24 protein-coding genes and 8 pseudogenes are annotated in these 22,481 nt (G+C 38.7%); 9 read left to right on the top strand and 23 right to left on the bottom strand.

Annotation, left to right across the window (positions count from 1 at the left end):
* Positions 1-36 precede the first annotated feature (36 nt).
* From PN838_RS04095 to PN838_RS04060, 9 genes and pseudogenes are all read right to left on the bottom strand, one after another.
* Positions 37-489, bottom strand: coding sequence for a hypothetical protein (locus PN838_RS04095; RefSeq protein ID WP_334313272.1), 453 nt, complete (start codon positions 487-489; stop codon positions 37-39).
* A gap of 50 nt (positions 490-539) precedes the next feature.
* Positions 540-710, bottom strand: coding sequence for a JmjC domain-containing protein (locus PN838_RS26980; protein WP_370661087.1), 171 nt, complete (start codon positions 708-710; stop codon positions 540-542).
* A 28-nt stretch (positions 711-738) separates the two neighbouring features.
* Positions 739-1,071 (bottom strand): cupin domain-containing protein, encoded by a 333-nt coding sequence (locus PN838_RS04090; RefSeq protein ID WP_272179839.1) that lies wholly within the window; start codon positions 1,069-1,071, stop codon positions 739-741.
* A 128-nt stretch (positions 1,072-1,199) separates the two neighbouring features.
* Positions 1,200-2,570 carry an adenylosuccinate lyase gene (gene purB / locus PN838_RS04085; protein WP_215962304.1) on the bottom strand — a complete coding sequence of 457 codons (1,371 nt, stop codon included), beginning with the start codon at positions 2,568-2,570 and terminating at the stop codon, positions 1,200-1,202.
* A 20-nt stretch (positions 2,571-2,590) separates the two neighbouring features.
* A pseudogene (hflD, locus tag PN838_RS04080) lies at positions 2,591-3,225 on the bottom strand (high frequency lysogenization protein HflD).
* A 3-nt stretch (positions 3,226-3,228) separates the two neighbouring features.
* Positions 3,229-4,346, bottom strand: a pseudogene (gene mnmA, locus PN838_RS04075) (tRNA 2-thiouridine(34) synthase MnmA).
* Positions 4,347-4,523: 177 nt separating this feature from the next.
* The gene (cydB, locus tag PN838_RS04070; RefSeq protein ID WP_272179838.1) at positions 4,524-5,528 is read right to left on the bottom strand and encodes a cytochrome d ubiquinol oxidase subunit II; all 1,005 of its coding nucleotides are present in this window, start codon (positions 5,526-5,528) and stop codon (positions 4,524-4,526) included.
* Positions 5,521-6,893 (bottom strand): annotated as a pseudogene (locus PN838_RS04065) (cytochrome ubiquinol oxidase subunit I). The gene cydB and the pseudogene PN838_RS04065 overlap by 8 nt, the downstream one beginning before the upstream one ends.
* 37 nt (positions 6,894-6,930) lie before the next feature.
* A complete protein-coding gene (locus PN838_RS04060; protein ID WP_215962309.1) occupies positions 6,931-7,485 on the bottom strand; it encodes a GbsR/MarR family transcriptional regulator in 555 nt (184 codons plus the stop codon).
* Between the two features lie 370 nt (positions 7,486-7,855).
* On the opposite strand from PN838_RS04060, the pseudogene PN838_RS26975 reads away from it, so the two are divergent.
* Positions 7,856-8,511: pseudogene (locus tag PN838_RS26975) on the top strand (alpha/beta hydrolase); the annotation flags it as partial.
* Between the two features lie 127 nt (positions 8,512-8,638).
* Here PN838_RS26975 and PN838_RS04045 read toward each other — a convergent pair.
* Genes PN838_RS04045 through PN838_RS04040 form a run of 3 tightly spaced genes read right to left on the bottom strand, consistent with a single transcriptional unit; the run spans position 8,639 to position 9,803 of the window.
* Complete coding sequence (locus tag PN838_RS04045; protein WP_272179836.1) at positions 8,639-9,160, bottom strand: tetratricopeptide repeat protein; 522 nt, start codon at positions 9,158-9,160, stop codon at positions 8,639-8,641.
* 23 nt (positions 9,161-9,183) lie between these two features.
* A complete protein-coding gene (locus tag PN838_RS26970; protein WP_370661086.1) occupies positions 9,184-9,396 on the bottom strand; it encodes an alpha/beta hydrolase-fold protein in 213 nt (70 codons plus the stop codon).
* 8 nt (positions 9,397-9,404) lie between these two features.
* The gene (locus tag PN838_RS04040; protein ID WP_272179835.1) at positions 9,405-9,803 is read right to left on the bottom strand and encodes an alpha/beta hydrolase-fold protein; all 399 of its coding nucleotides are present in this window, start codon (positions 9,801-9,803) and stop codon (positions 9,405-9,407) included.
* 92 nt (positions 9,804-9,895) lie between these two features.
* Between PN838_RS04040 and PN838_RS04035 the strand changes: the two genes are divergently transcribed.
* On the top strand, positions 9,896-10,036 hold the full coding sequence (locus PN838_RS04035) for a hypothetical protein (protein WP_272179834.1): 141 nt from the start codon (positions 9,896-9,898) through the stop codon (positions 10,034-10,036).
* A gap of 213 nt (positions 10,037-10,249) precedes the next feature.
* On the opposite strand, the gene PN838_RS04030 is transcribed toward PN838_RS04035, so the two are convergent.
* Entirely contained in the window at positions 10,250-10,852 is a 603-nt protein-coding gene (locus PN838_RS04030) for a pseudouridine synthase (RefSeq protein WP_272182511.1), read from the bottom strand.
* A 342-nt stretch (positions 10,853-11,194) separates the two neighbouring features.
* Here PN838_RS04030 and PN838_RS04025 point away from each other — a divergent pair.
* Both PN838_RS04025 and PN838_RS04020 read left to right on the top strand, forming a co-directional pair.
* Positions 11,195-13,418 (top strand): annotated as a pseudogene (locus PN838_RS04025) (NADP-dependent isocitrate dehydrogenase).
* Between the two features lie 160 nt (positions 13,419-13,578).
* On the top strand, positions 13,579-13,974 hold the full coding sequence (locus PN838_RS04020; protein WP_215962314.1) for a hypothetical protein: 396 nt from the start codon (positions 13,579-13,581) through the stop codon (positions 13,972-13,974).
* A gap of 84 nt (positions 13,975-14,058) precedes the next feature.
* Here the strand turns inward: PN838_RS04020 and PN838_RS04015 are convergent, their stop codons facing one another.
* The 8 genes and pseudogenes from PN838_RS04015 to PN838_RS03980 form a co-directional block, all read right to left on the bottom strand.
* On the bottom strand, positions 14,059-14,298 hold the full coding sequence (locus PN838_RS04015; protein WP_272182510.1) for a DUF2069 domain-containing protein: 240 nt from the start codon (positions 14,296-14,298) through the stop codon (positions 14,059-14,061).
* A 9-nt stretch (positions 14,299-14,307) separates the two neighbouring features.
* Complete coding sequence (locus PN838_RS04010) at positions 14,308-14,526, bottom strand: hypothetical protein (RefSeq protein WP_272179833.1); 219 nt, start codon at positions 14,524-14,526, stop codon at positions 14,308-14,310.
* 9 nt (positions 14,527-14,535) lie between these two features.
* Positions 14,536-15,047 (bottom strand): annotated as a pseudogene (locus tag PN838_RS04005) (NADPH-dependent FMN reductase family protein).
* A 58-nt stretch (positions 15,048-15,105) separates the two neighbouring features.
* On the bottom strand, positions 15,106-15,453 hold the full coding sequence (arsC, locus tag PN838_RS04000) for an arsenate reductase (glutaredoxin) (RefSeq protein ID WP_215962316.1): 348 nt from the start codon (positions 15,451-15,453) through the stop codon (positions 15,106-15,108).
* On the bottom strand, positions 15,450-15,716 hold the full coding sequence (locus PN838_RS03995) for a hypothetical protein (protein WP_272179832.1): 267 nt from the start codon (positions 15,714-15,716) through the stop codon (positions 15,450-15,452). The genes arsC and PN838_RS03995 overlap by 4 nt, the downstream gene beginning before the upstream one ends.
* 74 nt (positions 15,717-15,790) lie before the next feature.
* Positions 15,791-16,579, bottom strand: coding sequence for a M48 family metalloprotease (locus PN838_RS03990; protein ID WP_272179831.1), 789 nt, complete (start codon positions 16,577-16,579; stop codon positions 15,791-15,793).
* A gap of 32 nt (positions 16,580-16,611) precedes the next feature.
* Positions 16,612-16,914, bottom strand: coding sequence for a hypothetical protein (locus PN838_RS03985; protein WP_272179830.1), 303 nt, complete (start codon positions 16,912-16,914; stop codon positions 16,612-16,614).
* A gap of 28 nt (positions 16,915-16,942) precedes the next feature.
* Complete coding sequence (locus PN838_RS03980) at positions 16,943-17,617, bottom strand: hypothetical protein (RefSeq protein ID WP_215962318.1); 675 nt, start codon at positions 17,615-17,617, stop codon at positions 16,943-16,945.
* Positions 17,618-17,711: 94 nt separating this feature from the next.
* Here PN838_RS03980 and PN838_RS03975 point away from each other — a divergent pair, with 94 nt between their 5' ends.
* Together PN838_RS03975 and PN838_RS03970 are read left to right on the top strand one after the other, a co-directional pair.
* Complete coding sequence (locus PN838_RS03975) at positions 17,712-17,918, top strand: sulfurtransferase TusA family protein (protein ID WP_272179829.1); 207 nt, start codon at positions 17,712-17,714, stop codon at positions 17,916-17,918.
* Between the two features lie 27 nt (positions 17,919-17,945).
* A complete protein-coding gene (locus PN838_RS03970; RefSeq protein ID WP_215962319.1) occupies positions 17,946-19,022 on the top strand; it encodes an AI-2E family transporter in 1,077 nt (358 codons plus the stop codon).
* An 80-nt stretch (positions 19,023-19,102) separates the two neighbouring features.
* Here the strand turns inward: PN838_RS03970 and bcp are convergent.
* Together bcp and PN838_RS03960 are read right to left on the bottom strand one after the other, a co-directional pair.
* Positions 19,103-19,580, bottom strand: a pseudogene (gene bcp / locus PN838_RS03965) (thioredoxin-dependent thiol peroxidase).
* 9 nt (positions 19,581-19,589) lie between these two features.
* Positions 19,590-20,147: a glycine cleavage system transcriptional repressor gene (locus tag PN838_RS03960; protein WP_215962321.1), complete on the bottom strand. Its 558-nt coding sequence runs from the start codon at positions 20,145-20,147 to the stop codon at positions 19,590-19,592.
* A 272-nt stretch (positions 20,148-20,419) separates the two neighbouring features.
* Between PN838_RS03960 and dapA the strand changes: the two are divergent.
* The 3 genes and pseudogenes from dapA to bamC all read left to right on the top strand — a co-directional run bounded on the left by dapA (position 20,420) and on the right by bamC (position 22,275).
* A pseudogene (dapA, locus tag PN838_RS03955) lies at positions 20,420-21,174 on the top strand (4-hydroxy-tetrahydrodipicolinate synthase).
* A gap of 16 nt (positions 21,175-21,190) precedes the next feature.
* On the top strand, positions 21,191-21,463 hold the full coding sequence (locus tag PN838_RS03950) for a hypothetical protein (RefSeq protein WP_272179828.1): 273 nt from the start codon (positions 21,191-21,193) through the stop codon (positions 21,461-21,463).
* Positions 21,464-21,492: 29 nt separating this feature from the next.
* Positions 21,493-22,275 carry an NlpB/DapX family lipoprotein gene (gene bamC / locus PN838_RS03945; RefSeq protein ID WP_441295796.1) on the top strand — a complete coding sequence of 261 codons (783 nt, stop codon included), beginning with the start codon at positions 21,493-21,495 and terminating at the stop codon, positions 22,273-22,275.
* The last annotated feature ends 206 nt before the right edge of the window (positions 22,276-22,481 follow it).

Below are 22,481 nucleotides of genomic sequence, written 5' to 3'. Positions count from 1 at the left end.
CGTAATTAATAAGTGTAGTAATAAGTTGGCTATTTTCTATACAAAAATCATGTTTTTTAATATTAATGTCTCGCTTGATGAGCAGGAAATTAATTTATTCGCAAATTCAACTTGTTGAGAACTCAGCGGGTAATTTTCACCATCACAGAATAAAGTCAAATTTTCCTCGTCGCTGGAAATTGCGAGTTTAACACCAAGCACTTTTTGAATTTCAATTTCGCTATTAAATAATTCGTTACCATAATCTGCTGGGATTCGTTCCGCGAGGGGTTCTACATTCAACTCTCGCGTCGCTGCGGTAAGTCGAGTTAATAAATAATGTTCAAATTGAGCCTTGTCACCGACTAGGTCTAGTACCTGTTTTTGCAATTGGGTAATGTTTGCAGGAGATAATCCAAAACCAGAGGTGTCGTTGTTAATAACCGTGTCAGTGAAGCGGTCTAATCCAAGGTTTTGATCAATGATATGATCGGCAATACCACTTAGCAATTCTTGACTCGAAGGCGCTCTAAATCCAATGCTGTAAGCAAGAGCGCTTTCTATTGTTTCGCCTTGATGAGGTGAGAAAGGGGAATATATAAAATGTCACCATTGGTAACGGTTGCGTCAATTATCGGTTCAAAAGCCGGTACGTGGAGCAGGTCGGTTGCCGCTTCAATGTGTTCTATTTCTTTATTTACCGCTCCAACTTGCCATTGTCGTTTCCCTATACCCTGAACGATAAAAACATCATATTGATCAAAGTGGGGACCAACCCCTCCGCCTATGTGTAGAGAACGAGATCATAACATCGTCAATTCGCCATTTTGGAATGAAATTAACCATAGATTTAAGTTCATCAACAGAGTCAAACCAATTGTCGACGCCTTGTACCAACAAGCTCCAGCAACGTTCACCAAATTGACTAAAGTCCTCAAAAGGCCCCTGTGCAACTTTCCAGTTGTTATCTGAGTTGGTTATTACTCTAGAGTCAATAAAGGATTCCATCGCTAAGCCAGCCACTTCATCGGGTGCAATTGGTGATGGAAAATTTGGTAATGCATTTTTTAGTAATATTGGTTTTTTTGCCAATAGTCTTTCAAAAATGTTTCTTTTGAAATGGTTTGCCAATTGATATTCATAAAGTGACTTCTTAATTTGTAGGATGATGGGCAATAAAAAAGCCAGTCAATAGACTGGCTCTTTTTACGAATATAAACTTAGTTTAATTCGTCGATAAATGCGACAGCACGGCCGATGTAGTTTGCCGGTGTTAATAACTTCAGTTCAGCTTTAACACTATCTGAAAGGTCTAAACCATCGATAAATTCAGCCATAACTTGTTGGTTAACTTTTTTACCACGAGTTAGGTCTTTTAATTTTTCGTAAGGTTTTTCAATACCGTAACGACGCATAACGGTTTGAATTGGCTCTGCTAACAATTCCCAGTTATTGTCTAATTCATCAAGCAAACTTTGGGCATTAACTTCTAATTTGCTAATGCCTTTTAACGTGGCTTGATAAGCAATAATTGAATGTGCAACACCAACACCTAAAGTACGTAGTACTGTAGAGTCAGTCAAATCACGTTGCCAGCGCGAGATTGGCAATTTTGTTGCTAGGTGACCGTAAATAGCATTAGCAATTCCTAAGTTACCTTCAGAGTTTTCAAAGTCTATTGGGTTAACTTTGTGAGGCATTGTTGAAGAGCCGATTTCGCCTGCTATGGTTTTTTGCTTAAAGTGACCCATTGCAATGTAACCCCAGATATCACGATCAAAATCGATTAATATCGTGTTAAAGCGCGCCATTGCGTCAAAGATTTCAGCGATGTAGTCATGTGGTTCAATTTGGGTAGTAAACGCATTAAAGGTTAAACCAAGTGAGGTTACAAACTCTTCAGCGTGTTGATGCCAGTCATGTTCTGGGTAAGCAGAAATGTGTGCATTGTAGTTACCAACAGCACCATTAATTTTTCCTAACATCTCAACGTTAGCAATTTGTTCACGTTGACGTTGTAGTCGAACATAAACGTTTGCCATCTCTTTACCCATAGTAGATGGTGTTGCCGGTTGACCATGTGTACGACACATCATCGGCATAGATTTGTATTCGTTTGCTAAGCGTTTTAACTCAGACAGAATTTTGTCACAGTAAGGCAAAACAACGTCTTTGCGAGCAGCAGATAACATTAAACCATGTGAAAGGTTGTTTATGTCTTCAGAGGTACAAGCAAAATGAATAAACTCGTTAACTGCAGTTAATTCTGCATTGTCAGCAACCTTTTCTTTTAAAAAGTATTCAACGGCTTTTACATCGTGATTTGTTGTAGCTTCAATGTCTTTAACACGCTGGGCATCGGCTTCTGAAAAGTTATCAACGATTGCATCTAAAAGAGCATTAGCTTCTGCAGAAAATTCAGGTACTTCCTGGATTGCAGCCGTTTTCGCTAACTTTTGTAACCAACGTACTTCAACGATAACACGGTATTTTACCAGACCAAATTCACTGAAAATTGGACGTAATTCTTCAGTTTTATTGCCGTAACGGCCGTCAACTGGTGAGATTGCAGTAAGTGCAGATAGTTGCATGACGTTGCTTTCCTCTATTCCTAACTAATGGATGTTAATTCATTTTTAAACGATAGTGCGTCTTGCAATATGCGTTTGCGATTCAATAAAAAGTGTCTTCTTTGGCCGCCTAGTTGACGCCATAAAACAGCGGCGCGTACGCCTGCTAATAACAAGGCTCGGACTTTATTTTGAATGTCCGGTTGTTTTAATATGTCTGGGTTGCCAATGATTTGAATTTTTTGCCCGATTGGACTGATAATTTCGCGATAACTGTCTGCAAAGTTTTGCACAACAGAAGGCGAGGTTAATTCAAAATGTTCTAAACGGCGTTCAACGTTTTCAAGTGATGTTGTCAATTGATTTAGTGCTGAATTTGATTTTAATAATTTTTTGCCAAAGACATTATACCTGCAACATAGCGCGTAACTTCTACGTCGCGTGTTGTTGTTTGTCCTGACAATTGATGGACGAGCAGGTCGCAACCATCACTTAGCTCAACAATAGACGGATATACATCAAATACAGTCTTAGGTGAGGTGATCATAATGCCGCTTAAAAGCGCATTAAAGTTAGTTTTATCGTAAGGTTTGCCTTTGGCCAATAGTTGAATTAACTGAGCCGACAGGCAAACGGCCGATAATGCGATTGTTTGGGCGCGCTGCGATTGTTCCATCATTTATCGAATATAACTCTCAATGATCCCGCCACCTAAACACACTTCACCATCGTAAAATACTGCTGATTGCCCCGGCGTTACCGCTCGTTGAGGTGAATCAAATATCACTTTAATCGTGCCATTTTCCAAATCAGGGAAAACGGTACATTCGATATCATCTTGGCGGTATCTTGTTTTAACGGTTAACCTAGATTCGACCTGTGGACCTTTGCTATCGACCCAATTTAATTGTGATGCGTGTAGTCCATTAGAAAACAGCAAAGGGTGGTTTTTACCTTGACCAACGATAAGCACGTTTCTCTCGACGTCTTTATCGACAACAAACCAAGGTTGATCTTTAAATTCCTTTAAACCGCCAATTAGCAGGCCTTTTCGTTGACCTAACGTATGATACATTAACCCTTCGTGTTGACCGATAACTTCGCCCTCAGGCGTTTCAATGTCACCTATAGTTGCGCTGGTAAGTATTGTTGTAAGAAGTCTTTAAACTTGCGTTCACCGATAAAACAAATGCCAGTCGAGTCTTTCTTATCTGCTGTTATTAAACCCTGTTCTTCAGCAATACGTCTAACTTCTGGTTTTTCTAGCTCGCCAACAGGGAATAAGGTTTGTCCTATTTGTGCCTGATTTACGGCGTATAAGAAGTAACTTTGATCTTTGTTAGAATCAAGTCCACGTAACATTTGGGCATTGTTGTCATCCGCTGTCCGTCTGACGTAATGGCCAGTTGCAATATAGTCAGCAGATAAAATTTCTGCGGAAAATTGCAAAAACGCTTTAAACTTAATTTCTTTATTGCACATAATGTCAGGGTTTGGTGTTCGACCCGACTTGTATTCTTCTAAGAAATGCTCAAAAACATTATCCCAGTATTCTGACGCAAAGTTAACGGTATGCAGTTCAATGCCAAGTTTGTCGCATACTGCCTGCGCATCTTTAAGATCTTCAGCAGCAGAACAATATTCTGAGTCGTCGTCTTCTTCCCAATTTTTCATGAAAAGGCCTTCAACTTGATAACCTTGCTTTTGCAATAAATACGCAGAAACCGACGAATCTACGCCGCCAGACATACCTACGATGACTTTTTTAGTCGAATTCTCAGAGAAACTTTCAGACATGAATTGGGACAAAAAACCTATACGCTTAAAATTGGCGCGGATTTTACCACAGCTGACATTAAAAATGTATCGCTTGGGGTGTTAATTTTGTTATTGATTAGCAATATTTATTTAGTGGAAAAGCGATCATAAAAGGCTGGAGAGAACTCAGCCAGCCTGATATTAAGGGAATTTACGTTATAGCTTAATAATACCTAAGTTCTTGCACTTTCCCCAAAATACTCGATAAGAATAAGCTGTGTACGCTAATATCGTTGGTACAACAACGATTGCACCATATAATAAGAAGTTCAAAGATTCTGGCGCCGCCACTGTTTCCCATATAGTGAGGTGTTGAGGTACGATATACGGGAAAAAACTGTAACCTAAACCCGCAAAGCTAAATACAAATATGAGCGCTGTCATGATAAACGGCAGACCTAGGAACTGGTCTTTAAATTTTTGTAGGTGTTTCAGATACATATAAGTTAAAACAAATAAAATGGTACAAATTACCGGGATAGGGACCAAAAATATTGAGTTTGGCCAAGTAAACCACTTTAAATAGATTTGTGGATTTAAAGCTAAGTTGGTTAACGATACTGCAATTACACCGATAAAGGTTACGATAAGCATCTTTTTGCCGTTTTTAATGGATCGTATTTGTAGCTCGCCTTCAGCCTTCATGGTTAGCCACATAGCACCGATAAAGCAATAGGCCGCACAAACCCCTAAAGCACTTAATATAGCAAAACTGTATCCGACTAAACTTTTGTCGAAACCCGTAACAAATAGTCCTAACATAAATCCCTGTGACAGCGCGGCGATAAAAGAACCAAATTTGAACGCTTTGTCCCATGAAGGTTTGTGGCCAAACGAAGCCTTAGCTCTAAAATCGAATGCCACGCCTCTGAGTATGAGCCCAATTAACATAACAGAAGCGGGTATATACAATTCCTTTAATATCAAGCTATGTGCCTGTGGAAAGGCGATTAATAGTAAGCCAATCGCTAAAACTAACCAGGTTTCGTTAGCATCCCAAAATGGGCCAATACTCGCGACCATAATGTCAGATTCTGACTGGTTATCTAACGGTAATAACATGCCAACTCCTAAGTCGTAACCATCCAAAATTGCATACAAGATTACGGAGAGGCCCATTAAGCATACGTAAATTATGGCAAGGGTATGTTGATCAAACATGCTGATTCTCCAATGTATTTGACGCCGGCTGTTTTAAAACAATAGTCTCACTAATGTCTATTTCTTCTATTTCGACCGCACGTCGAGCCATAACAAAAATGGTATGTAGATAAGCCGCGAGTAGTCCCACATAAGTTAAAATATATAAAGTCAAACTTGTTGTAACATGTGCAGTAGGCAAGTCAGTCACAGCTTCACTTACTTTTAGAATGCCTGAAACGATATAAGGTTGACGGCCTATTTCAGTCACATACCAGCCAGCAAGTGTCGCTATCCAACCGCTAAAACTCATACATACAAAGGTCGTTGTTAACCAGTTGGGGACTGCTTTTTTGCGAAGGATATAACTTCCGGCTAACCAAGAAACCAATATCATGAGTAGACCCATGCCAACCATGACACGAAAACTGAAAAATACAGGTAAAACAGGAGGGTGGTTTTCTCCAAATTCGTTAAGACCCTTTATTTCGCCATTTTTATCGTGGGTTAAGATAAGACTGGCTAAGTTTGGGATCCCTATTTCAAATTTATTTGTTCTATTTTTTCGTCAGGTATAGCAAACAACAAAAGAGGCGCCCCTTCTGTCGTTTCCCAAACGCCTTCCATTGCAGCAACTTTTTGTGGCTGATTCTCCAACGTATTTAAGCCATGTAAATCCCCAACAAATGCTTGAATGGGTGTTAGTACCATCGCTGCAATAACCGCTATTTTAAACGTGAGTAACGGCGCTCTTTTGGTATCACCGCGTTTGATCCTATAGGCGCTGATCCCTGCAATTAAAAATGACGCTGTGATTGCGGAAGCCAATAACACATGAAAAAATCGAAATGGAAATGAAGGGTTAAAGATGATTTCCATCCAATTAACTGGATAGACAATACCATCGACAATTTTGTGTCCTTGAGGAGTCTGCATCCAAGAATTAAGCGACAAGATCCAAAATGCTGACATTGTGGTGCCAAAGGCAACAATACAGGTGGCGAGCGTATGTACACGAGCAGACACCCGCTTTATGCCAAATAACATAATGCCTAAAAACGTCGCTTCGAGGAAAAATGCCGTTAATACTTCATAACCTAATAAAGGTCCGGCAACATTACCAACCCGCTCCATAAATCCGGGCCAATTGGTTCCAAACTGAAATGACATGGTAATGCCACTAACCACACCTAATGCAAACGTTAAGGCAAATATTTTGACCCAAAATCGGTAAGCTCTCATCCAGACTGGATCGCCGGTTTGATCAAATCGTATTTTAAAAAACACTAAAAACCAACACATCGCAATAGTGATCGTTGGAAATAAAATATGAAAACTAATGTTTATTGCAAATTGAATGCGCGACAAAATCTCGACATCAATCATGGCGTATACTCCTAGGTAGAAGAATTGACTTGTTTAGTTATTTTGCGACTTTGTTATTAAGAATTTTGTCTTTCATATCTAAAACTTTGCCGACTCCGGCTCCGAGTTTCATTAACGTTTTTAGATTATCCGGTTTCATTGTTTGAAGTTCGTTTGCCCAAACAGTCACGGTTTCCAGCAATTCGTGGATTTCAAACATCTTTTCCTGTGCGAATTGTTCTTGCTGGTTGGCTGGTTCTTCTAACATTACGGTTCTTAGTAACGATAATGTCGGGTCCATTTCACGTTTTCGTCTCTCTTCAAATACGCGAGTAGCAAGGTCCCAAATAGATCCGTCCGGAGCATAATAGTCTTTTCGATCACCGGGAATATGATGGGTTTTAATTAATCGCCACGACTGCAACTCTTTTATCCCCATAGAGACATTGCCTCGAGAAATGTTCAGGGTTTCGGAAATGTCATTTGCTGTGAGTGGTGATTCGTTTATGACAAGCAACCCGACCATTTGACCAATAGTACGATTAAAGCCCCAACGACTGCCCATTTCACCACAATGCATTACAAATGCTTCGATTTTAGATGTCATTCTCATGTCAATGTGCCTATTTTTGTTTTGTAGTTTTAGAGTGTTCAGTAATTTCTGAAACCTTAAATTGTTTATTGATCTAAATCAACAAAATATTTAACTTTGTAAAGATAAAATCGTGCGGTATTAAGTGCTAATCTCTCTTTTAACTAGGTTTTAACTTAAATCACCCTTAAGGTAGATTGACTCGCAGGTGTTCTGTTTTCAGCTAAAAAATTAAACCCGTTAAATTTGTAGGAGTCCCATGCGTTTATTCATGATTTCATTGATTTTTATAAGTTCAAGTTCATTTAGTCTTCCACTTGAAGATTTGCCTGCGGGCCTTACAACGGATATCCCCATCGGCAAGGTCGATGGCCTAATACTGCGTATAAATATTGCTTTGCCAGCGCGGCAAAATAAGACGCTATCTCCGGTAATGGTGTTTATTCATGGCGGCGGGTTAATCAAGGGGGATAAAAGTAAATTTAACAAACATCTAGAAAAGATGGCAAAACGTGGCGTTGTTGCAGCAAGCGTAATGTATCGACTAGCACCTGAGTATCGTTTTCCTGCGGCTATTGAAGATGTAAAGTCTGCAATTCGTTTTTAAAGGCACACTCAGAAGCATTCAACCTAGATCCAAACCGGATCATTGTCAGCGGAATATCAGCGGGTGGCTATTTAGCAACTATGGTTGGGGTAACAGGGAATGCAGAAGGATTTGATGATCATGGCATTTACCCAAACTATGATGCTTCGGTACGAGCTGTTATCGCGTATTCAGGAAGTCTTGCCGACTTTAGGCGCAAGGAGTACCAAGATTTTGTATTAGTTGAGCGCTTTGCCAACAGCGAACAAATAGATAAACAGGTTGCACTCGCAGCCATTTCACCAATAACGTATCTAGATAAACAAGACCCACCTTTTTTCCTCGTCCATGGTACGGCAGACAATGTTGTACCTGTACAAATGACACGAGATTTTGCACTTGAATTAAAAAACAGCGGTCATGAATTTGAATACATCGAAGTCGAGGGGGTGAACATAGCTTAAGTCATTCTCGTCCCAAACAAGCAAAAGCTGTGTTTAAAGCATCTATGACGTTTTTCAAAAAACACGCATTTGTAGAACAAATTCAACCACTGTAGTTAAGTTTACTGTACTTTTATTGTGTTATTTATTTAGGTTTAGCAACTTCTGATCTGAGTCTTGCTTGCGCATTTACAAAAAAACTGAAATATGGATGTTCTTTATCAACCACCTCTAAAGCGATATTGGCTTGTTTCAGGGCTGCTTGTAGGTTGCCATTCATTTCATAACCATAGGCTAACCCGTATTGTGCATCTGCGGAATCAGGGTGAAGTTTAATATTGTGTTTAAATACTTCAATAGCGGATTCAAATTTTTGCTGGTTAATGAGGTTATAGCCAATTTGCCTGACATTTGCCTCTGGTGGTATCGTGACGATGCCCCACTGTGACGATAGGCGCTTGTAATATAGGTCAATAGAAGTTGGATTTCCGATATATGCGCTCATTGGCATCTGCATAGGTAAAAACAAGCTGTGATAAGCATTAAATAACCCTGCTGGGGTGGTTAAAGCATGTGCCACATTTGGAAAAACATCGGTAACCAATTTTAAATCAGAGGGTTTGTTATTTTGCAAAAATGAATGAAAGTCATCGTAAACTTCGCGCATTTCCCCACCTTCTTCGCCGATGTTCATATATAAATAGTTATCAAAGTGTTTTGTTTTGGATATGAATTTTTAGCCTCTTGTACGGTTGTTCTCGCGCCCCACCAAACCGCTGGGCTAAACGCTAAATGCGCTTGGAATAGGTGAGGTCTGCTGTGCAAAGCGTGTATGACCAAAAGCCCACCAATAGACGAACCAGAGAAAATTCGATAATCATGTGTTCGGTAAGTTTTATCCATGCGCGGGATCAATTCCATTTCAACAAAATTGAGGTATTTGTCGCCACCACCCCTTGTCCGACAGGGCCTCTAGGATCCTGGTTTACCGTTGGCGTTAAGTCTCTAGTCCTGTCAGTGTTTTCAATGACGGCAATTATGACTTCAGGCGCCGCATTTTGTTCGACAAGCCTGCTTAACAAACCTGTTAACAATGACAAGTCATCTTTTGACCCCGGCAGATAAATAACTGGGTATGTTTTTTCAGTATTTGAAAAATAGTTTTTGGGTAACTTAACTAGTATTCTGCGCTCTTCGTTTAGTTGTTTCGAAAAGAAAACTTCATAATGTACCGATTCTTCATTCGCATGAACCGCAAAAATGTTAGTTAAGCTCAAAATGAATAAACAAGTAGCCTTAAAAAATCGCATATTAATTCCGTGTTTAGTTCTGAAAAAATGATTTGCATTGGAACGTATCCAACACGTTATCAATACAGTAAGAATGACAAATTGGCCACTGATTGGCTTTTGTAATTGCACTTTTACCCAACAATCTTGTTGTTGCCGAATTTACAGCGCATTGCCGCAATTACCAACCTAAATTTTTTTACGAAGGTGGGACTTGTGTTGGTGCTGTACCTGATTTAGTTAACGATATTTGAAGAGCGGAGGCATCATATTATTTGGATGAGAGTGCCTTGGGCATGGACATTCTAAATGTCGTTGCTAATCATGCTTTTAATCAGTTTTATTTAGCCTCAATATTTCTAGTCTCAATATTTTTGTACGTTCTCTTTTTTGGAGCCGTTGATCGTATTTACAACATATTTTTAAAACCGCATAAAATAAAGTGGAATACCAAACCGAAAACGGTATTACTTTTGTTCAATAACATTGAATGTACCTGTTTCAATACCGTCCAACGTCCAGTTTCCAACACGATATCGAATTAACCTTAGCGTAGGGTGTCCAATATGAGCGGTCATTCGCCTGACTTGACGATTTCTACCTTCACTAATGGTGATTTCTAACCAACATGTTGGTATTGATTGCCGCTCTCTGATTGGTGGATTTCTTGGCCCTACTAGTTCAGGTTGCGCAATTATCCTAATTTCGGCGGGTTTAGTTAAGCCATCTTTAAGCTCTACGCCATCACGCAATTGTTGTAATTTTTCATCATTTGGAATGTTTTCGACCTGTACCCAATAGCATTTGGTTGTTTTAAATTTAGGACTGGAGATTTTATTTTGCAATTTTCCGTTATTGGTTAAAACAAGCAAGCCTTCACTGTCTCTATCTAATCTTCCCGCCGGATATACCGCGGGTATATCGATATAATTTTTTAGGGTTTCACGGCCATCAGCATCGGTAAATTGGGTCAGCACATTAAAAGGTTTGTTAAACAATATTATTTTAGTTGTTGTCGGCTCAACCTTGGTTGATGCATTACTAGGTTTGGTTGTTTTCCGCCGAGCCATAGTTGCACCAAATTGGTTTGGTTTTTTACTTTTATTTCCCGAAGATGCTTTACGGATAACACCCTTGGCAGGTTTCTTTATATTTCTTGTGTCGGACTTATTAGAAAAATACATAACACCTAATCTGATAAAACTCTTTCATTAATGGCCAGTATTTTATAGTATTCACACCCAAATTTCAGACTAAAATTGATTTCGTTGAGTATTGAACAAATATTGAACGATTTTCATACTGTTAAACTTGTCGGTCTCAGTTGTTTTGTAGTTTAAACACAACAAAACGGATTAGTCGTCCGAAATTTTGCGACCGACACTCGACTGCAAAAAATGTAGGGAAAATCAATGACATCTAAAATCATCTATACAAAAACAGATGAAGCGCCGGCTTTGGCGACTTATTCTTTCTTACCAGTTGTAGAAGCATTTAGTGCGACTGCTGGTATAGACGTAGAAACTCGCGACATTTCACTTGCGGGCCGTATCATCGCTAATTTTGCAGAATATTTGCCAGAAGACCAACGAATTGAAGACGAACTTGCCTATTTAGGTCAAGTTGCAAAAACGCCTGAAGCAAACATTATCAAATTGCCAAATATTTCAGCATCTATTCCTCAGTTGAAAGCGGTAATTAAAGAACTTCAAGCGCAAGGTTATAAATTACCTGAATTTCCAGAAGAGCCAAAAACAGAGCAAGAGCAAGATGTCCGTGCTCGCTATTCTAAAGTATTAGGTTCAGCGGTAAATCCTGTTTTACGTGAAGGTAACTCGGACCGCAGAGCACCAAGGTGCTGTTAAGCAATATGCTAAGAAAAACCCACACTCGATGGGGGCTTGGTCGAAAGATTCAAAATCACATGTTGCACATATGAAAGATGGCGATTTTTTCGAAAATGAAAAATCAGCAACAATTGCTAATGACGGTTCATTGAAAGTCGAGCTTGTCGCAACAGACGGTTCCGTCACTGTTTTAAAAGAGTCTATTCCTGTATTAGCGAAAGAGATTGTCGACGGCACGTTTTTAAGTGTTAAAAAACTGCAAGAATTTTTAACTGCAGAAATTGCAGATGCTAAAGCGTCTGGTGTTTTGTTCTCCGCTCATCTAAAAGCGACAATGATGAAAGTGTCTGATCCAATTATTTTTGGTCATATCGTTAAAGCATTTTATAAAGACGTTTTTGCGAAACACGGTGAAACATTTGCAAAATTAGGCGTTGACGTAAATAACGGTTTTGGTGATGTTGAAGCAAAACTTGCGTCATTGGACGAGGCAACTCAAGCTCAAATCAAAGCGGACATTGCTGCGGTTTATGAAAATAACCCAGCAATCGCAATGGTTGATTCAGATAAAGGTATCACTAACTTACACGTACCTTCAGACGTTATCATTGACGCTTCTATGCCTGCTGCAATTCGTTCTTCAGGTCAAATGTGGAATGCAGAAGGTAAATTACAAGACATGAAAGCGGTAATTCCTGACCGTTGTTATGCGGGTGTTTACCAAGAAACGATTTCGTTCTGTATTGAAAATGGTGCTTTTGATCCATCAACTATGGGGACTGTTCCTAACGTTGGTCTTATGGCTCAAAAAGCTGAAGAATACGGTTCACACGATAAAACGTTTGAAGTTGGTTCAACGGGTACAGTTAAAGTAACTGACCAAGACGGTAATCTTGTATTTGAACACAATGTTGAAGCGGGTGATATTTACCGCATGTGTCAAGTTAAAGACGCACCTATCCAAGACTGGGTAAAATTAGCGGTTAACCGCTCTCGTTTATCTGGAATGCCAGCCGTATTTTGGTTAAACGAAGCTCGTGCACATGACGCGCAAATCATTAATAAAGTTAATTTGTACTTAAAAGATCACGATACCGACGGCTTAGATTTACGTATTTTATCTCCAGAAGACGCGACTCGTTTTACATTAGACCGTGTGAAGAAAGGTGAAGATACTATTTCTGTAACTGGTAACGTTTTGCGTGACTACCTAACCGATTTATTCCCAATCTTAGAATTAGGTACGTCTGCTAAAATGCTTTCAATTGTTCCACTAATGAATGGCGGTGGTTTGTTTGAAACAGGCGCTGGTGGTTCTGCACCAAAACACGTTCAACAGTTCGAAAAAGAAAACCACTTACGTTGGGATTCTCTTGGTGAGTTTTTGGCACTGGCTGCATCGTATGAGCATTTAGCAAATACTAATGATAATCCTAAAGCGCAAGTTTTAGCGGATACATTAGATAAAGCAACTGCGACGTTTTTAGATAATAACAAGTCGCCTTCACGTAAAGTGAATGAGCTTGATAACCGTGGTTCACATTTTTATCTAGCGACATACTGGGCTCAAGAACTTGCAGCACAAACAGCTGATGCAGAGTTGCAAAGTAAGTTTAGTGCAGTGGCAAAATTCTTGACTGATAATGAAGCTAAAATTGTTGATGAGTTGAATAAAGTACAAGGTTCAAGCATGGACATCGGTGGTTATTATAAGCCGTCTGATGAAAAAGGCTTTGCGGCAATGCGTCCTAGTGCGACGTTTAATTCTGCAATGGATTTAATTGCTTAGTTCTTTGAATTAACAAAATATTCGATTTAGAAAAGCTGGAACTTAGGTTCCGGCTTTTTTTCAATTATTTACGAAAATATATCGAATGTTCATTGAATTACAATACGTTTGTGATTAAAGTCTGTGCATAGATATAATAATAATAGCGTAGAGAATAATTATGAAAAAATTGACTGCTTGTCTTTTGGCTGCGAGTTTAGCGTTTGGCGCACAAGCTGCTGATAGTCAAAGTTTGAAATTGATTTCAGTTTCAAGTTACTTAAACTTCTTTTTAGTTAACTTAAATGGTTGTGAAGATTACCACCCGTCAGTTCGCGCAGCTGCGTACCAATCAGAAAGCAAATTATATCCTCATTATGAAAAACTGGATAAAAAAATTAGTAGCTTGAAGATTGATAAAAGCGACAAAGACGCTATTTCAAATACAATTGAGCGCAGTCGTGCAAAGCTTAATGCACAAATTGCGGAAGGTGAGTTTTCAGTTGAACATTGTAAAGCGGTTATTGGTATCGTTGAAAATGGATTAGATTCAAATCTTTTATCTGCATTAAACTAAGAATACTGTTTTATAAAAAATGCGCTAAACCTCAAGGTATAGCGCATTTTTTTAATGATATTTAAATGTTTAAATATCAAATCATTATATTTTCTTTTCAAAAGCCTGTTTTTCAGCTTCTTTAAGCTCTTTGATTTTAGGCAATGCCATTCCAAGTTCTCTACCTCGGTAACGTGCAAAATATGTATTACCTATAAATCCGAGAGTCAAAAGCAATAATTCAATCGCTATAAAAATCTTTGGCCCTTCAAATGTCCATATTGCCGTCAAACCATGGATATAACACCACATGATGACAAAGTTGCTCCATAGGCATAGGTATATGGGTTGCCTTTAAGTAAACTCTGGAATAGCCGTTAACATAGGTAACCAAAATAAAACGAGGGTGATATAGGCCAAATTGTTGGCGTTCGGGTCGAGCACAAAAAATAACATAGGGTAATAGGCGACTAAGCCTAGGTATCCCGTAACTCCCATTAATTTTAGTTTTCGCACAAAACTCGCCATAGGCGCTGTTTTGAACGCGTGTTCACTATTGTCAAATTTTTGCATATCAGATTCTTATGAGTTGAGTTTTAATGCTGTGGTGGCTAATCGTTTTCCTAATGTAAAACAAATGGCCTTTTCGTCTGCTGTTAATGTGGTATCAGATTTTAGCCCTGAAACATGACTTGGACCATATGGACTGCCCCTGCGTCAGTGTTATGTAATGCGGGCTCAGAATACGGAACTCCGAGCAATAACATACCATGATGCAATAAAGGTAAAGACATTGATAATAGAGTTGACTCGTTACCGCCGTGCATACTAGAGCTACTCGTAAACACGCTTGCTGGTTTATCGATTAAATCACCAGAGAGCCATTGTGTTGACGTTTGCTGAAGAAATGCTTGTAATGGCACAGCCATCTGACCAAATCGACAGGGACTGCCTAAGGCTAACGCAGAGCAATGTTTTAAGTCATCTAATGTCACATCGGGAAAAACAGATGGCTGTTCATTACTGTCATTTACAGTACGTATTCGAGCTTCTAATCCCATAGATTCAGAACCCTTGGCAATTGCTTTTGCCATATTCAATACAGAACCGTGTCTGGAATAATATAAGACGAGCAGGTAGGGGTTGTCACTATTATAAAATATCCAAAACGTTTTCAGGAGGTCTGCCTATTGCTGCTTTGCCGTTGGCAACAACGATAGGTCGTTCGATGACTTTTGGATTGTTTACCATAAGTTCAATAACTTGTTGGTCAGTGAGTGATTTGTCTTCAAGCCCTGACGTCTTATATTCAGTTTCTTTTGTGCGGATTAGCGTTCGAGCTGAAATACCCAACATAGCAATGATTGCCGTTAACTCTTCGGCACTAGGTGGTGTTTTTAGGTATTCGATGACTTCGATGTCGTTTGACTTTTGTTGAACAAGTTCAAGTGTTTGTCGGCTCTTTGAACATCGAGGGTTATGATAAATGACCAAACTCATCGTTTTTTTCCTTTAATTTCCATTATGTATTTAGAGCGCTCACGATAACTTCGTTTTAATGCCTCTAACCGACTAATTTCAGAGCGGTTCACCTCAGGTAAAAAAGTGAGTGCTCGGTCAGTAGCTTGTATCGCTGCCGTATAATTTGACATTAATGCAAAATATTCTGCGCTTGTGGCGTGGTATTTTGCCATATTATTAATTTTTTTGTATGCCGTTCTTAATATTTGTGTTGCAAGAAAGTCATTTGGCTTGGCTAACAAATAATATTCGAGTAATTGAATAGCCTCATCATACTTTTTACTTTCGATAAGGACACTTGCATAATTTAGTGTGACTACCGAATTGTTAGGGCGAAATTTAAAAGCCTCAGCCAGTGCCGGTATATATTCTTCAGAGGTCCCCTTGGCATTATGTAAGTCTGAGAAACTATCCAATAAATATAGGTTTCAGGAGCTTGTTGCTCTAATTTATTTAGTAACTTTTCTGCTTCGGCGTATTGTTTGTTGTCTAAATAAGCTAACGCCAAGCCATAACTCGCTGCAAATAAGCGGTTTCCTTGGGATTTTTTAACTTTATCTTCGAGTATGGCAATAAGATCGGGATTGTTGCCACTAAAACGTGCCAATAATCTATGTTTTACCATTAAAAATTCAAGTGAATCGGGATAAAACTTCTTCTCATATTGATGGGCTCGAAGGCGAGCATCGGTAACGCGAGAGTCGGGTAGTGGATGGGTCACTAAAAACGCAGGCAGTGCGGTTTTGAAGCGAACTTTATCCTGAAGTTTTGCAAAAAAATCACTTGCAGCATAGGGGTCGTAACCGGCAGTGGCTAGTACATTCATTCCAATGTTATCCGCTTCTTGTTCATTACCTCGCGTGTAATTAATCATGGATTGTTGACTACCTGCTGTTGTCGCCATCATAGAAGCAATCATGGCTTCTGGGCTGACCATTGCCATTAGTAACGAGCCGAGTATACCAGCTAATGTTAGAGGTGATTGAGCCGCAGCGGCTTGTTGCCGACGAGCTAAATGACGTTGTGTCACGTGAGCAATTTCGTGCGCCAAAACGGAGGCTAGCTCACTTTCAGAATCGGCTGCAGTAATAAGCCCCGAATGCACGCCTATATGGCCACCATAAAATGCAAATGCATTTATATCTGAACTGTTAATTGTAAAAAAGTAAAGGGAAATTTGACGTCCTGTGAGTGCGCAACAAGTCGATTCCCAAGTGAATTTATATACTCACTAATTAGTGGATCGCTAATGACTCCAGACTGGCCCCGTAACTCATTGTAGATGAGTTCTCCCAAACGTATTTCTTTTTCAATACTAAGTACGGTAAGCGCTGATTGTCCAAGATCCGGAAGTTCATTGCTTGTGGCAAATGACTGGGCGGTAAAAACCAAACCGAAGGTGAAAATAATACCGTAAAAACAGGATTTTAGAGAACTCATAAATTAATTGCGCTCTTTGGTTTGCTGGTTATTTTGATGATGATTCATTTTCCATTTGTGCTGCAATAATTGCTTCTTCAGGAGGCAAGTTAGGGTTGATGTTTTGGCTGGCAAATGCGGCTTTAATGTCTGTGCCTTTTTCGCCAACAATTTCAAAATCGCGATGTAACTTTTCAATTATACGGGTAACGACAATATGCGCATGAATTATTAACGCCATATCCGCATCGTCACCATTTTTAATCGTAAAGGCGATGAATTTGTGCAATTGATTTATCCGAACTAAATATTTCATAGTTGTAGGATTCCATACGTGAAAGTCCATATTTGGATCACCACTAATATATTCGTCAACGACCTTACCATTGACGTATGGAAACGCTAAAAGTTCATAACCAATTTCAGAAAATACATGCAATATACATAATTTAGGTTTAGTTAATGGCGCATGCAATTCTAACGAATGTGGGTTCACGTTAGGTAATCGACCGAGTTTATCGTAATTCCAGTTTTTACGGTCAATTATTGTTTTATAGGCATTATCGAAGCCGTATGACATATATCCTTCAACTTCAGCGATGGAATTTGAGACTAGGCTAAAAAAAGCGGGCATTTCTCCCCAATTACTTTGTTTTTTAAACGCATTAACTTCTTTGATAGTGCAATCATCTGCTAAACCGTATTTATGTGGATAAAGGCCCATTGCATTCCGTTTTTTTATGGATTATTCACTCAAGTATCAATGATTGTGATAAATTATTGAAGTCTGAATTGAAATTATTTTTTATGGATTTTTGATGTGTTCAAGATTTGACGGCCGAGGTTTAAATTGCCCCTTGGGTTTTGTTAAAGCAAAACAAAGTTTATTACGCGATAAAACAAAAGAATATTTGTTAGATGACAAGACTACTCTGTATAATTTTATTCGTTACCTTGAAAAACAAAACATTACATTTGTCTTGCATTCGGAAGATAACAGCACCTTAGTTAAAGTGAATTTATAAACAATGTTAAATAGAAAAGGAAATATCGTGTTTCAAGTTTTCAAGCAGTGGTATAGAAAGAATTTTTCCGATCCAAATGCCGTTACATTAGCAATAGCCGTCGCCTTAATCGGATTTCTATTTGCATGGTTTGGCAAATTGTTAACACCGGTACTTGTCGCCGCCGTTTTTGCGTTTTTACTTGAGTGGCCGGTTAAAAAAGTCAGTATGTTAGGGGTTAATCGTAATATCAGTACGACAATTGTCATTGCCGGATTTGTCGGATTTATGGCTACGATGTTTTTTATGGCAATCCCAGTTATTTGGAAACAAAGCATCGGGTTAATAAAAGAATTGCCGGAGATGATGTCTGAAGTAAAAGGCTATATTCATTCACTTCCAGCGCAATACCCAAACCTTGATAAAGACTTAGTAAATAATGTCATGGCCAATGTTGACGGAAAGTTTATTAGTTTTCTCGAATCGTCACTGACCACAGCGATGTCGAGTTTAAATGACATAGTCGCGATACTAATTTATTTAATTCTGGTGCCATTAATGGTGTTTTTTATGCTTAAAGACAAAACATCGCTAATTGCAGGCATAGATAGCTTGATCCCAGCGGAACGGACACTCATTACCCAAGTCACCAGTGAAATGAATCAACAAATAATCAATTACATCCGAGGTAAGATGATTGAATTGTTTATTGTCGGTGGAAGTACTTTTATTGCTTTTGCGATTATGGAATTAAGGTACGCAGCGGTTCTCGGTTTGTTGGTGGGACTCTCGGTACTCATACCATATATTGGTGCAGCTGTAGTAACCATACCAGTTGTCGGCGTTGCGCTATTTCAGTTTGGTTTAACACCTGACTTTTATTACGTCATGATTGCCTACGGTATTATTCAAACATTAGATGGGAATCTATTAGTACCATTATTATTTTCAGAAGCTGTAGATTTGAATCCCGTTTATATCATTATAGCCGTGCTGTTCTTTGGCGGATTATGGGGGTTTTGGGGCGTGTTTTTCGCAATACCATTGGCATCTTTGGTCAAGGCCCTAATTAATGCATGGAGTGTTAAAAAATTGCCTGAGACTACAGAGTGCGCGGAGCAGTAACCTATCATTTGCTGTTAAAAACAAACCCATGTGTTACATATAAAAAAGGAAGCTAAGCTTCCTTTTTTATTACCTTAGAATTAACTTTGTAATTCTTTAATTTTCTCGATTACCACTTCATGATGATCTTTAGTTTTAAACTTATTAAAGAAGTGTTTAATCGTGCCATCTTGACCAATCAAAAATGTTAGTCTGTGGATGCCGTCATATTCACGACCCATAAATTTCTTGAGTCCCCAAACACCAAACTCGTCAGCAACTTTGTGATCTTCGTCTGACAATAAAGGAAAGTTTAGTTCGTCACGTTCAGTAAACTTAGTTAGACGTTTAACGGCATCTGGGCTTATCCCAACGGCAATGGTATTTAAGTCTGCAAGTTGTTGTTTTGCATCTCGTAGGTTCTGAGCTTGAACGGTACAACCTTAGTGTCATTGCTTTCGGATAAAAGTAAACTAAAACTTGGTGCTCTTTGAGCGCTTTAGCCAAATCAAATATTTCACCATTTTGATCTTCAAGGGTAAACATCGGTGCATTATCACCGGCTTGTAATGTATTCATAATCAACTCTTATTGCTTTTGGTTTATGGTAATCGGGCTTATTATGCAATTCATATTCAGAAGGGCACATTCAGTTTCGAGCCCAGATTTGAGGTCTTCAGGCGACACCGATTCTGGTAAATCAATATTGATGTCCGCAGATTGCCACTCCAGACCATCTTTAAATAAGGTATTTGATTTTAAACTCGCAATATCAATTTGATTTTTCGCTAAATACGATGTGAGTTTCTTTATCGTTCCTGTTTGGTCAGGACCTTCTATTTGTACTAAGTATTGTGGCCTTGCAAGTTCTTCATGTTTGGCCGTGCGTTTCATCATAGTTAATAAATTTAACTGTACAGCGAGTTGTGGCAGTTTAACTTCCAGTTCAAGCAAGGCACTGTTTTCACCCGCTAATAACATTATCATTGTAAACTCACTTCCAAAGATCGCCATCTTGCTATCTAGGACATTACAATTACATTGTGAAATTAAACCGGTGAGTTCGCTAACCAACCCCGTTTTATTCTTGCCTATTGCCGTTAATACTAAATGTTGTGTTGCGATTTGTTTTGACGCTAATGACATACCGTGTAACTACATGAATTAAAATTTCGGGTTGAAGTTTAACATATTCGAATAAAAACGCATCTTGAAGCATAAAGTCACTTGTTTTGTGTCGATACGATAAGTAACATAGCCCGCCCAGATAAGCAGGAGAGTCTATAGTCAATGTCTAGTAGTATTAATTTTTCCGGCAGTTATGTCGCCCTAATTACACCAATGTTTAACGACACTAAGGTCGATTTTGATGGTTTAAAAAATTAGTAGACTGGCATATTGAATCAGGCACTGATGGCTTGGTTATTTTAGGTACCACAGCAGAGACTGCGACGTTATCTGAAAAAGAACAATATGATGTATTAACAACGGTTATAGCACAAAATAATGGTCGTCTTCCGATCATCGTGGGTAATGGCTCCAATAGCACTTCTGCTACCGTTGAAAAAACCCAGCAACTTGACGATTTAGCCATCGATGGTTATTTGACTGTGACGCCTTATTATAATAAACCAACTCAAAAAGGGATGGTTGCACACTTTAAAGCGGTCGCTGCGGTAACTAAAAACCGATCATCCTTTATAATGTTCCAGACCGCACAGGCGTTGATTTAGATACATCTGCAGTGATTGAGCTTATGGCTGTATCAAATATCATTGGGATTAAAGATGCGACGGCGGATATCGCGCGGGTTAAAGAAATGAAACAAGCTAATCCGTCTTTTATCTTGTTTAGTGGCGACGATTTAACAACGCATCATTACATTAATGAGGGCGGCAATGGTGTTATTTCTGTAACGGCTAATGTTGAACCACATTTAATGGCTGAAATGGTAAAAATGTCGTTAGCAGGCGAACATTCAACTGCGGAGTTACTCGATGAAAAACTTCGTTTGTTACACCGTGACCTATTTATTGAACCAAATCCGGTTCCAGCTAAGTGGGCATTAAAAGAAAAAGGATTAATTTCTTCGGATATGGTTAGATTACCTTTGCTTCCAATGGAACCTATTAATCACATTGTAATCAAACAAGCTTTAGAACACGCACAATAATAAAGTGGAGAAATACGTGAAGTTATTTAAATTAGCGATTGTTGCTGTAGCAATGGTTGCCAATGTCGGTTGTACAACCATCAAAGGTTGGTTTAACGAAGCGCCGCTTACGCCTGAACAAGAAAGTAAAATTGTTAATCGTAACAACGGTATAAAAGTACCAGACGGATTAAAAAGCCCTCATAAAAGTACTGAATTTGTCATTCCTAAAAATATTGTAACTGTGCCTGATTCTGGAACGGTTACTTCACCAACTACAGTTTTAGTTATCTTAGAAAAAGCTGGGTAAATGAAGACGACAATCATAAAGCTAAAATTATGATTGAAAAACCAGATTTGGTTGATGACTTCCCTCAATTTATCGAAAGCGGTATTGAAGCATTTCAAACCCATTTAAATCTTACCATTACGCCAATTTCTGAAACCCAATATCAAATTGAATATCTAACCTATGAAGAAACGGGATTTTGGTTTTGGAAATCAAAGAAAGTCATCGAAAAGTTTGATTTACAATTGAACGTCGAGATGCAAAAACATGGACGAAGTGGACAGGTTTATATTGATGCCGTTTCGTATGAATTAGTATCAGAGCCTTCGGACACCATTCCAAAAGCATCTATTAGAAAAGAAGCCGCAGCGGTTCATGTCTTAAATGATTTTATGTTGGAACTTGATTACCAATATCGTGTTTATCTTAAGAAAGAGAAATCTGAACTTGATGTTACGCTCGCGGTCGCTAAAAACTCGTCTAATCAACCTGTATTAAGTTCACAACAAGAAATAGCCTACGTCTATAGTCAGACAGAAGAAATATTGGAACAACTTGGTTTCAGTATCGAAGAAGAAGACAAATTGTTGCACAGTTATAAATTGAAATATAACAAAGGTAAACAATCAACGTGGGATTCTATCTTTAATTCTAAAGTTGCTAATAAACTTGATATTCCAAGTGGCGAATATGTAGTTGAACTGACGACGAGCATTAACGGTGTTTATATTAAGTTTAGTTCAATTGACGGCCTTCCGTTTAGTGAAGAACAAGTTAAACAAGCTTATGAGTTGTTCATGATGGTCATCACCGATGAAGAACTTGAGTTATAAAATAGCGACCATATAACTAAGCCAAACGCCGCTTTTTAGCGGCGTTTTTGTTTTAAATTAACAGTTGATCTTGTGACCGTTGTCGCACTACTATCATTTGCCAATTTTAAACTACGCATGAGTTAACAGGCGCATTTTGTCGATGATTATATAAGTTTAAATGGGCTATTTGCTCTGTTTGAATTTTTCATTGCTGCCCCAATTAA

The sequence above is a fragment of the Psychrosphaera algicola genome (genome assembly GCF_028401425.1).
Taxonomy (GTDB): domain Bacteria; phylum Pseudomonadota; class Gammaproteobacteria; order Enterobacterales; family Alteromonadaceae; genus Psychrosphaera; species Psychrosphaera algicola.
Note: the sequence above shows the minus strand (reverse complement) of the source record. Positions and strands in the feature narration are given on the sequence as shown.

What these genes read in the sequence shown, in the direction of transcription:
- arsC (WP_215962316.1), bottom strand. Translation starts at nt 15,453, where the DNA reads ATGAGTTTGGTCATTTATCATAACCCTCGATGTTCAAAGAGCCGACAA.
- cydB (WP_272179838.1), bottom strand. Translation starts at nt 5,528, where the DNA reads ATGTTTGATCAACATACCCTTGCCATAATTTACGTATGCTTAATGGGC.
- PN838_RS03960 (WP_215962321.1), bottom strand. Translation starts at nt 20,147, where the DNA reads ATGTCATTAGCGTCAAAACAAATCGCAACACAACATTTAGTATTAACG.
- bamC (WP_441295796.1), top strand. Translation starts at nt 21,493, where the DNA reads ATGATTGAAAAACCAGATTTGGTTGATGACTTCCCTCAATTTATCGAA.
- PN838_RS04010 (WP_272179833.1), bottom strand. Translation starts at nt 14,526, where the DNA reads ATGCAAAAATTTGACAATAGTGAACACGCGTTCAAAACAGCGCCTATG.
- PN838_RS03985 (WP_272179830.1), bottom strand. Translation starts at nt 16,914, where the DNA reads ATGAGTTCTCTAAAATCCTGTTTTTACGGTATTATTTTCACCTTCGGT.
- PN838_RS04045 (WP_272179836.1), bottom strand. Translation starts at nt 9,160, where the DNA reads ATGCGCGAAGTTTACGATGACTTTCATTCATTTTTGCAAAATAACAAA.
- purB (WP_215962304.1), bottom strand. Translation starts at nt 2,570, where the DNA reads ATGCAACTATCTGCACTTACTGCAATCTCACCAGTTGACGGCCGTTAC.
- PN838_RS03980 (WP_215962318.1), bottom strand. Translation starts at nt 17,617, where the DNA reads ATGGGCCTTTATCCACATAAATACGGTTTAGCAGATGATTGCACTATC.
- PN838_RS03975 (WP_272179829.1), top strand. Translation starts at nt 17,712, where the DNA reads ATGTGTTCAAGATTTGACGGCCGAGGTTTAAATTGCCCCTTGGGTTTT.
- PN838_RS04060 (WP_215962309.1), bottom strand. Translation starts at nt 7,485, where the DNA reads ATGAGAATGACATCTAAAATCGAAGCATTTGTAATGCATTGTGGTGAA.
- PN838_RS04020 (WP_215962314.1), top strand. Translation starts at nt 13,579, where the DNA reads ATGAAAAAATTGACTGCTTGTCTTTTGGCTGCGAGTTTAGCGTTTGGC.
- PN838_RS04030 (WP_272182511.1), bottom strand. Translation starts at nt 10,852, where the DNA reads ATGGCTCGGCGGAAAACAACCAAACCTAGTAATGCATCAACCAAGGTT.
- PN838_RS26970 (WP_370661086.1), bottom strand. Translation starts at nt 9,396, where the DNA reads ATGGATAAAACTTACCGAACACATGATTATCGAATTTTCTCTGGTTCG.
- PN838_RS04040 (WP_272179835.1), bottom strand. Translation starts at nt 9,803, where the DNA reads ATGCGATTTTTTAAGGCTACTTGTTTATTCATTTTGAGCTTAACTAAC.